1 protein-coding gene is annotated in these 10,146 nt (G+C 64.3%); it reads right to left on the bottom strand.

Annotated elements, in window-relative coordinates:
- Nucleotides 1-5: 5 nt before the first annotated feature.
- On the bottom strand, nt 6-9,986 hold the full coding sequence (locus GTP45_RS29210; protein ID WP_161016614.1) for a type I secretion C-terminal target domain-containing protein: 9,981 nt from the start codon (nt 9,984-9,986) through the stop codon (nt 6-8).
- Nucleotides 9,987-10,146: the final 160 nt, after the last annotated feature.

Genomic DNA, 10,146 nt, shown 5'->3' with positions numbered 1-10,146 from the left:
AAAAATTAAGAACTCGCCGGTGCGTAGTCGTTCAAGGCTGTCGTTGGCGTGCCGGTCAGGGTGGCGACCACGGTCAATTCGCTGGCCGACACCACGGCGTCGCTATTGGCCGACTGGAAGCGGTACAGCACGGTCGCGGTGCTGGTCGGGACGGCAAACAAGGCCGTCTCGCCAACCGCGTAGGCACTGCTGGCCGAGCCGATCACAGCGGCCGCATTGGCGGTGCTGGCCGACGCCATCTTCTGGGTGAACAGCACCAGTTCAGCATGGGTGTTGAAACCGCCCGGTGCACTGCGGGTCACCGCGCCATCGAGCGCCGCGTCGTTGTTGCCGATGCGCAGCATCTCCAGATCCAGCTGCACCACGTCAACGCCGGTGGTGAAGTCGGTGACGCTGTCGCTGCCGAGCAAGCTGTTGAACACGAAAGTGTCGGCGCCGGCGCCGGCGCCGCCGGTCAGCTTGTCGTTGCCGCTGCCGCCGACCAGCGTGTCGTTGCCGCCCGCGCCGTTCAGCACGTCCGCACCGACATTGCCCCAGATGGTGTTGGCCAGCTCGTTGCCGGTACCGGTGAAGTTCTTCACACTGGTGTACAGCAGGTTCTCCACGTTGGCGGTGAGTGTGTAGCTGTCGAGCGAGGTGTTGATGCAGTCGATGCCGGCGCCAGCGGCTTCCACCACCTTGTCGCCGGCTGCGTCCAACCAGTACAGGTCGTCGCCGGTGCCACCCACCAGGCTGTCGCTGCCGGCGCCGCCGTCGAGCGTGTCGTTGCCGTCGCCGCCCAGCAAGGTGTTGGCGGCGGCGTTGCCGACCAGCAGGTTGTCCAGCGCATTGCCGGTGATATTGACGGCAATGCTGGCCGCTGCCGTCACGCTGGCGTTCTCCACGTTGTCGCTCAGCACGTAGGTGCCGGCGGCGGTGAACGCCACGTTAACCTTGTCGGCGCCCTGGCCGGACAGCTCGACAATCACATCGCCGGCGGCGTTGACCACGTACAGGTCATTGCCGTCGCCGCCGCTCAGGGTGTCATTGCCGGCCAGGCCGTCGATGGTGTCGTTGCCGTCGGAGCCGTGCAGCACATCGGCGCCGGTGGTGGCGACGTTGTCGGTCAGCGCGCCTGGCGCCAGCGTGGTGTCGGCGAAGTGCAGCGACTCGACGTTGCGCACCGTGGTGACGTTGCCGTTGCGGTCGGTCAGCACCAGGTCGGTCGCGTTGGGACGGCCGATCATGTAGTCGCCCAGCGCGCCAGTCAGCCACGCGCTATCGTTGCCCGCGCCGCCGTCGATGATGTCGATGCCCGTGCCGCCGCGCAGCTCATCGTCGCCGATACCGCCAAGCAGGCTGTCGTTGCCGACGCCACCGTACAGCGTGTCATTGCCGGCAGCGCCGTCGATGACCGCGCCGCTACTGGTGTGGCTGTTGATGATATTGTCCAAGGCGTTGCCGGTGGCGCGGAAGGCGCCAGAGCTCTTGAACAGCAGGTTTTCCACGTTGGCGGGAAGGGTGTAGGCTTGCTTGGCCGCGTCTTGGAGCAGGTACACGAGGTCGATGCCCTCGCCGGCCGCTTCCACCACCAGGTCGCCCACCGTGTCCACGTAGTACACGTCGTTGCCCATGCCGCCGGCCATGTTGTCAATCCCCACGCCGCCGACCAGGTGATCGTTGCCGGCGCCGCCGCTCAAGGTATCGTTGCCGGCGCCGCCATTCAGCGTGTCATCGCCGTCGCCGCCGGACAGCTTGTTAGCGCCGGCATTGCCCGTGATGTAGTTGTCGAGGCTGTTGCCGGTGATATTGACTGCGCCGCTCACGCTGGTGATGTAGGCCTCTTCGACATTCGCCGCCATCGCGTAGGCGCCGCTGCCCAAGCCCACATTGACGATATCGTAGCCCGCGTCCACGGCCTCGGTAATCACGTCGCCCGCATTGTCGATGATGTAAACGTCGTCGCCCAAGCCGCCGGCCAGCGTATCAGCGCCGGTGCCGCCGTCCAGCGTATCGTTGCCATCGGTGCCGCCCAGCAGGTCGTTGCCGATGGTGGCGACGTTCTCTTGCAACTGCGCCAGCGTCTTCACAACCTCGTTGGCAAAGTAGAAGTTCTCCACCCCGCGCGTGGAGTAGACATTGCCGGCCTTGTCGGTCAGCACGGTGTCGGTCGCGTTCGGGCGGCTGATGGTGTAGTCCTCGAACTTGCCGAGGTTGAACAGGCCATCGATACCGGCGCCGCCATCCACGGTGTCCTTGCCGGCGCTGGCCTGGAACCAGTCGTCGCCGGCGCCGCCGATCAAACTGTCGTTGGCCGAGTTGCCGATCAGCGTATCGCTGCCGGCGCCGCCATCGAGCTTGGCGCCGCTGCTGCTGCCCGCGAACAGGCGGTTGTTGCCGTCATTGCCGATGCCGCTGAACGCGCCCTTGCCGACGAACACCACCTCTTCGACGTTGGCCGACAGGGTGTAGGTGGCGGTGCTGGTGAAGACCTTGTCGTAGCCCTCGTTGGCGTTTTCCTTGACCACGTCACCGGCCTCGCTGACCGAGTATTCATCGTCGCCGCTGCCACCGATCAGGGTGTCGTTGCCGGCGCCGCCGTTCAGCGTATCGTTGCCACTGCCGCCGCTCAAGGTGTTGGCGGCAGCATTGCCGGTCAGGTAGTTGTCGAGTGCATTACCGGTCACGCTGACCGCCACGCCTGCCGCTGCCGTCACCGTGGCAAATTCGACGTTGGCCGCCAGGTTGTAGGTGCCGGCGGCGGTGAAGGCCAGTTGCACGCCGTCGTAGCCCTCGCCTGCCAGCTCCGCCACCACGTCGCCCGGGGCCGACAGCACATAGGTGTCGTCGCCGAGGCCGCCGATCAGCACGTCGTTGCCGGCGCCGCCGTCCAGCAAGTCGTTGCCATCGGTGCCGTTGATGGTGTCGGCGCCGCCGCTGGCGCTGTTGTCCTGCACCTCGGCCAGCGTCATGCTGGTGCCGTTGAAATTGAAGTTCTCCACGTTGCGCACCAGCGTGGTGGCGCCGGAGACGTGCGTGAGCAGGGTGTCGGTCGCATTGACGCGCACCACCTTGTAATTTTCGAAGGAGTCGAGCTGGGACAGCAAGTCCTCGCCGGCGCCGCCGTCGATGGTGTCCTTGCCAAGCGAAGCCAGCATGGTGTCGTCGCCCAAGCCACCCTGCAAGCTATCGCTGCCCAAGCCGCCGGACAGCAGGTCATTGCCGGCAAGGCCATCCAGCTTGGCGCCGCCATTCCCGCCCACGATCACATTATTTTCGGCATTACCGGTGCCGGTGAAAGCGCCGCTGCCGGTGTATAGCAAAACCTCGACATTAGGCGTCAGCGCGTAGGTCGACAAGCTGGTGAAGACGAAGTCCTTGCCCTCGCCTGCCAGTTCGGTGACCACGTCGCCGGCGTCGCTAACGTAGTAGTCGTCATCGCCGGTGCCGCCGCTCATCTTGTCGGCGCCTGCGCCGCCATCGAGCGTGTCGTTACCGGCGCCGCCGATCAGGATGTTGGCGGCGGCGTTGCCGGTCAGCTGGTTGGCCAGTTCGTTGCCGGTCAGGTTGACGGCAATGCCGGCCGCTGCCGTGACCGTGGCGTTTTCCACGTTGGCCGCCAACTGGTAGGTGCCGGCGGCGCTCAACGCCACCTGCACCGTATCGATGCCCTCGTTGGCTTTCTCGATGATCACGCTGGACTTGTCGCCGATGGTGTAAAGGTCATCGCCGGCATAGCCTTCCAGCGTATCGACGCCGGCGCCGCCGTTGATGGTGTCCTTGCCCGTCGTGCCAGTCAGGTAGTCGTTGCCTGGGCTGGCGATATTCTGCTGCAGATCCGCCATGCTCACGGACGAGCCATCACCAAACAGAACTTTCTCGACATTGCGCACCGTGACAGAATTGCCGTAGCGGTCAGTCAGTACCGTGTCGGTCAAGCTCGGCCGCGTGACCTGGTAAGCGTCTTGCAGGTACGACAGGATCAACCTGTCCGTGCCCGCGCCACCATCCGCGGTATCCTTGCCGTCAGTGATCACGAGCAGGTCGTCGCCGAGGCCACCCAGCAAGCTGTCATTGCCATGGCCGCCGGTTAATGCATCGTTGCCTGCGCCGCCATCGAGCTTGTTGTCGCCGTCGCCGCCGGTGATGAGGTTGTCGAGCGCATTGCCGGTGCCGGTAAATGCCCCCTTGCCGGTGTACTCCATGTATTCCACGTTGGCCGCCAGCGTGAGGCTGGACAGCGTGGTGCGCACCGTGTCGTAACCCTCGTTCGCGCCCTCGGTGACAACGTCGCCGCTGTTGTCGACCAGGTAGATGTCATGGCCCACGCCGCCGATCAGCTTGTCCGCACCGGCGCCGCCATCCAGCGTATCGTCGCCGGCGCCACCGGTCAGGGTGTTGGCGGCGGCATTGCCGGTCAGCTGATTGCTCATGCTGTTGCCGGTGAGGCTGACGGCAACCGAGGCGGCCGCCGTCACGGTCGCGTTCTCAACGTTGGAGCCCAGCACGTAGGTGCCGGCACTGGCCAGTGCCACTTGCGCGAGGTCGGTGCCCTCGTCGCCGTTCTCGACGATGGTGTCGCCGACGTTGTCGATCACGTAGGTATCATTGCCCTTGCCGCCGATCATGACGTCCGCGCCGGCCTGGCCGTTGATGCTGTCATTGCCGTCGCCGCCGGTCAAGGTGTCGTTGCCAACGCTGGCGATGTTGAATTGCAGCTCGCCCAGGTTCTTGCTGATGTTGGCAAACTCGAAGAACTCCACATTGCGCACCGTGATCACATTGCCTGCCTTGTCGGTCAGCACGGTGTCGGTCGCGTTTGGACGCGAGACGGTGTAGTTCTGCACGTCGCCGAGGCCTTGCAGCAGGTCAGTGCCGTCACCGCCATCGATGGTGTCCTTGCCGGCCGCACCGACGAAGGTGTCGTTGCCGAGGCCGCCAATCAGGCTGTCGTTGCCGATACCGCCGCTCAGCTTGTCATTGCCGGCGCCGCCATCAAGCTTGTTGCCCTTGTCGCCGCTACCGCCCGTGATGATGTTGTTCAAGGCATTGCCGGTACCGGTGAAGGCTGCGCTGCCGGTGTAGGCCAGGGTTTCAAGATTGGCGCCCAGCGTGTAGCTGGCCAAGGAAGTGCTAACGCTGTCCGTGCCTTCGCCGGCCGCTTCGGTGATGGTGTCGCCGCTATTGTCGACCACGTAGGCGTCGTCGCCCGCGCCGCCGATCAATTTGTCGGCGCCCGCGCCACCGTTCAGCGTGTCGTCGCCGGCGCCGCCGATCAGCGTGTTGGCGGCCGCATTGCCGGTCAGCTGATTGCTCATGCCGTTGCCGGTAAGGTGGACGGCAACCGAGGCAACCGCCGTCACGATGGCGTTTTCAACGTTGGAACCCAGCACGTAGGTGCCGGCGCTGGTCAGCGCCACCTGCGCGAGATCGTTGCCTTCGTCGCCGTTTTCGATGATGGTGTCGCCGGGGTTGTCGATCACATAGATATCGTCGCCCTTGCCGCCGATCATGACGTCGGCGCCGGCGAGGCCGTCGAGGCTGTCATTACCGTCGCCGCCAGCCAAGGTGTCGTTGCCCACACTGACGACGCCGAATTGCAGCTCGGCCAGGTTCTTGCTGATGTTGATGAATTCAAAGAATTCGACGTTGCGCACCGTGGTCACATTACCGGCCTTGTCGGTCAGCACGGTGTCGGTGGCGTTCGGGCGGGTGATGGTGTAGTTCTCGAAAATGTCGAGGCCTTGCAGCATGTCGTTGCCGTCGCCGCCGTCGATGGTGTCCTTGCCGACGACGCCGATGAAGCTATCGTTGCCGAGGCCGCCAACCAGGCTGTCGTTGCCTAGGCCGCCGAGCAATTTGTCGTTGCCGGCGCCGCCGTCGAGCTTGTCGTCCTGGTCGCCGCCGCTGATGACATTGTTGAGCGCGTTGCCGGTGCCGGCAAACGTGGCGGCGCCGGTATAGACCAGGTGTTCAACGTTGGCCGCCAGCGTCAAGGTGGACAGCGTGGTGCGCACGGTGTCCGCGCCCTCGCCCGCCAACTCGGTAACGACGTCGCCCGCGTTGTCGACCACGTAGGTATCGTCGCCCGCGCCGCCGATCAGCTTATCAGCGCCAGCAGCACCGTCGAGCGTATCGTTGCCGGCGCCGCCAGTCAGCGTGTTGGCGGCGGCGTTGCCGATCAGGGCGTTATCAAGATCGTTGCCGGTCAGGTTGACGGCGATGTTGGCCGCCGCCGTCACGGTGGCGTTTTCCACGTTGGCGGCCAGCACATAGGTGCCCGCCGATGCCAGCGCCACTTGCACCAAATCCCTGCCCTCGCCCGCATTCTCGATGATGGTGTCGCCCAGGGTGTCGATCACGTAAGTGTCGTCGCCGGCGCCGCCGGCCAGGGTGTCGCTGCCGGCCAAACCGTTGAGGGTGTTGCTGCCGCTGTCACCCTCAATGTAATCGTTGTTGGCGCTCGGGCTGTTGGCCTGCAATTGCGACAGTACCTGCGCCAAGGTCATCTCCACACCGTTGAATTTGAACATTTCGATCCCGTTAAATTTGATGCTGTTACCGCTGGCGTCGGTTAGCGTGGTGTACACCGCGTCGGTGCGCGTCACGGTAAAGCCGGCAAAGCTGGCCGAGACTTGCAGCACATCGTTTCCTGTGCCGCCCTCGACAGTGTCCTTGCCGCTGCCGGCGACGAACACGTCGTCGCCGGCGCCGCCGTTCATCGAGTCATGGCCGGCGCCGCCCCAGAACACCTCGCCGCCGAGATCGCCCAGCAAGGTGTCATTGCCATTCTCGCCGCTCAGGGTGACGTCGTGGAGATTCCCGCTCACCTTGATCAAGTCGTCGCCGCCGCCGCCGTTCATGCGCGCCACCGACTGCGAACCCAGCAGCGTGTCGTTGAACAGCCCGCCTTGCCACAGGCCGTTGTTGGCTTGCTCAATCAAGGAGCCGGCCACGGAACCGCCGCGCGGATCGAGGCCCTGGGCAAAGTTATCGGCGGTCAGGCTGCTGGCCTGCACACCTTGCAGGCGCAACAAGGTCACCCACGCCGCCTTGGGATCGCCGCCGGCGTGCATTTGCAGCAGCGTGTCCTTGCCTTGCTGGACTAACTGCAGCGTGCCATCGACGAACGGATTGCCGCCCAAGTAAGTGAAGATGTTGGCGGAATGGGCCAGCAATTCGCTCAAGTCGATGCGGTCGCCGCCCGGCCCGGCAGTAAAGTCCTGCACCACGTAGCTGTCCCGCACGGTTGCACTGTCGCCCCAATGTGCGCCGTCGAGGTGGTAGTAATCGTGACCGGCGCCGCCGACCAAGGTGCTCGCATATTTCCCCGTGCCGCCCATGTCCAGATTGAAGTAATCATCGCCGCTGCCGCCATCGGCCAGCAAGGTGCGCGTGCTGCTGTTGTAGACGTTCGAGTCGGTAATCAAGAAAGAATCGTTGCCCGCGCCGCCGGTCGCGGTCAGCTTGCCGCCGGGAGACGCCAGCCTCAGGTTGTCGTCTCCATCGCCGCCATCGAGCACATCGCTGCCACGGGAGGCAGTTAAGCTGTCATTGCCGGCGCCACCGGCCAACGTGTCGTCGAAATGGGTGCCGCCCAGGTTGTCATCCCCTGCGCCGCCGGTGATGCGCGTGCCAGGGGTGTAAGCGCCATTCGGATTAATGCGGCCAACGAAGTTATCTGCCGTCAGGCTAGCGGCGCGCACATTGCTGAGCGTCGCCACCGTGTAATAGCTGCTGGTGTTCGGCACGCCATTGGACAGCGCGCAGCACTGCACCAGCGTATCGGCGCCGGACTGCACCAAGCGGAACAGCGGCTGGTCTGCGGCAAATGGGTTGCCGCCGAGGTAGCCGTTGAAGTCGGCATTTTCAAGCAAGGCCGTGAGGTCCAGGCGGTCACCGCCCGCGCCGGTCGCGAAATCGCTGATCTTGAGTCCGTACGAGCTGGCGAGGCGATAGGTGTCACTGCCTTCGCCGCCGGCCGCGATCACGCTAGAGGCCGATCCCGCTCTATCCATGATGACCAGGTCATCGCCGCTGCCGCCCGCTATCGTGAGCGCGCCGTGGCCGCCGAATAACTCGAATACGTCGTTGCCGGCACCGCCGTCGAGCAAGCCATTGCCGCCGCTATCGGCCAGCGTATCGTTGCCCAGTCCACCGGACACGCTGTCATTGCCCGCGCCGCCTTGCAAGCTATCGTCGCCGTTGCCGCCGTCAAGCGTGTCATCGCCCTCGCCGCCATCCAGCGTGTCGCCGGCCCCGCTCTCATCGCCGCCCAGCAGCAAATCGTTGCCGGCCTTGCCGCTCAGGCTATCGGCGCCGGCGCCACCTTCCAGCCTATCGTCGTAGTTGGTTCCGGCAAGGGTGTCGCTGCCGCTGGTACCGGTCAGCTTTACGCCCGCAATGGCGGAGCCGTCGGGACTCAGGCCGCCGGTGAAGTTATCGGCGGTCAACTGGCTGGCAAGAACATTTTTCAGCGTGATGAGATCACGCACGCTGTTCTGCGCCGTGTATTGCAGCACCGTGTCCGCGCCCCTTTGCTCCAGGCGGAACAGGCCGCCGTTGGCCGCAAACGGATTGCCGCCGTGGTAAGCGCCGTTGCTGGTGGCGAGATCCAGCAAGTAGCTAAGGTCGATGCTATCGCCGCCGGCGCCGGCGGTAAAATCGGTCACCTCCAGCCTGGCGTAGATGGTCGACGTCTCCAGCCGGTAGGTATCGCTGCCGGCCCCGCCGGTCAGGCTGCCGCGGCCACCGCTACCGCCGGATTGCCCGATGATGAACACATCGTCGCCCTCGCCGCCGTCGGCGGCCAAGCCGGTGTAGCCAAAGCTGGTGAGCGAAAAGCGATCGTTACCCAGTCCGCCCAGCAGGGTGACGGCATCGCCGCCGCCCCCTTTAAACCAGTCGTCACCGGCGCCGCCATCAAACACGCCAGTCCCGATATCGATGATGTCGTTGCCATCCTCGCCGTACACCAGGCCAGAGCCTTGCAGGCTGTCGGCGCCGGCGCCGCCATGGAGCGTGCTGGTGCCGGAATAGTCGGACAGGTAGTCGTTACCGTCGCCGCCGCTGAGGACGTCGTCACCGTAGTCGCCCGACAGCGTATCGTTGCCGGCGCCGCCGTTGATGGTGTCGGCAAACAAGCTGCCATTCAGCCGGTCTGCCGCGTCGGTGCCCTCCAGCAGTTGGCCCGGACCGGCTGCGCCGTCGGGCAGCGTATAGGGCGTGAAGTTATAGGACGTGAGATCGGTGGCCTTCACGTTGGCGAACGTGGCCAGCACGCGGTAGCCATAATAGCTTGACGCCGGGCCATCCTGGTCGAACTGCAATTGCGTATCGGCGCCGTCCTGCACCAAGCGGAAGTAGCCCACGTCCGCGCTGAAGGGATTGCCGCCGCGATAGCCGCCGCTGGAGAGCATGATGCGTACCAGTTCGGTGATATCGATACGGTCGGCATCAGCGCCCGAGCCCGTCTGGAAGTCCTCGATGCGGAAGCTGACACCGGCGCTGTACTTCACGATCTTGTAGAGGTCTGCGCCGGCGCCGCCGGTGAAGCTGTAGCTGATGGGAGAAGTGCCGCTCAGGTTCAAGTTGAACAGGTCATCGCCATCGCCGCCATCGAGCTGGATCGCGCCCTGCGCGCTCAGCTGCGAGGTGTGCAGGTTGAACTTGTCGGCGCCCGCGCCGCCCAGCGCCAAGACGTTGCCGCCGCTGATGGTTTGCACGAGGAATGAGTCATTGCCATCGCCGCCATCGAGCAGCTTATTCCCGCCCGTGGTCGATAGCGCATCGTTGCCATTGCCGCCGATCATGGTTGCATCGCCCTGGGCGCTCAGCGTGTCATTGCCATCGCCGCCGTCCAGGCTGTCGGTGCCCTTGCCGCCGTTAATCGAGTCCGCGCCGTTTCCCCCCGTAATGAAATCATCAAGGTCGGTGCCGATCAAGGTGTCGTTACCATCGCTACCGAGGATGGTGTTGGCAAAACTGGTCGCAACGGCTGTACTCACAGGAATTCTTTCTGATGTTTTTAGCAATTAATAATAATATCACGTTGCCCAGCAGAAAAACTCACCGTTAGTAACAATTTGACGCAACTGTTGAGATATTCTTTACAGGCGAAAAAAATCCGCGCTCGCGGCGCGGATTTTTGAGGGTGAAGCAATAAAG

This window comes from Duganella rivi (genome assembly GCF_009857435.1).
GTDB lineage: Bacteria > Pseudomonadota > Gammaproteobacteria > Burkholderiales > Burkholderiaceae_D > Rugamonas > Rugamonas rivi.
Note: the sequence above shows the minus strand (reverse complement) of the source record. Positions and strands in the feature narration are given on the sequence as shown.